Here is a 568-nt window from a genome sequence, read left to right as displayed (position 1 = left end):
GTCTTAATCTCGTGGGCTCGGCGCTCGGTGCCGTGGAGATCATCCTGGCCGTGCACAGCATGCTGGACTGCCCGCGCGACCGGTTCATCTTCGACGTGGGCCATCAGGCCTATGCGCACAAGCTGGTCACGGGCCGCCTCGAGGAGTTCAAGTCGCTGCGCACCTACGGAGGCCTCTCCGGCTTCCCGAAGCCCGGCGAGAGCCCCTACGACGTGCATCCCTCGGGCCATGCCTCCGACTCGCTTTCGGTGGCGCTCGGCCTGGCGAAGGCGCGCGACCTCTCGGGCGGCGACAACAAGGTGGTAGCCCTGATAGGCGATGCGGCGCTCTCGGGCGGCATGGCGTTCGAGGCGCTCAACCACATCGGACAGGCGCAGACCCCGATGGTGGTCGTCCTCAACGACAACGAGATGTCCATCTCGCGCAACGTGGGCGCGCTCATGAAGCACCTGGGCAACCTGCGGGCGAACAGCCACTACCGCGAGGCCCGCGAGGGCCTGCAGGCGGCCATGGAGCAGGGCGGCCCCGCTGCTCGCGGCCTGCTCGGCTTCGGGAAGAACATGAAGGA

General features: G+C 68.0%; 1 protein-coding gene. It reads left to right on the top strand.

Annotated elements, in window-relative coordinates; genetic code table 11:
* On the top strand, window positions 1-568 hold a 568-nt coding region (locus F8C90_RS10810), incomplete at both ends, for a 1-deoxy-D-xylulose-5-phosphate synthase N-terminal domain-containing protein (protein ID WP_246155914.1).

The sequence above is a fragment of the Ellagibacter isourolithinifaciens genome (genome assembly GCF_008831035.1).
GTDB lineage: Bacteria > Actinomycetota > Coriobacteriia > Coriobacteriales > Eggerthellaceae > Ellagibacter > Ellagibacter isourolithinifaciens.
The sequence above is the reverse complement of the archived record's forward strand: the minus strand, read 5'-3'. Positions and strand labels throughout refer to the sequence as shown.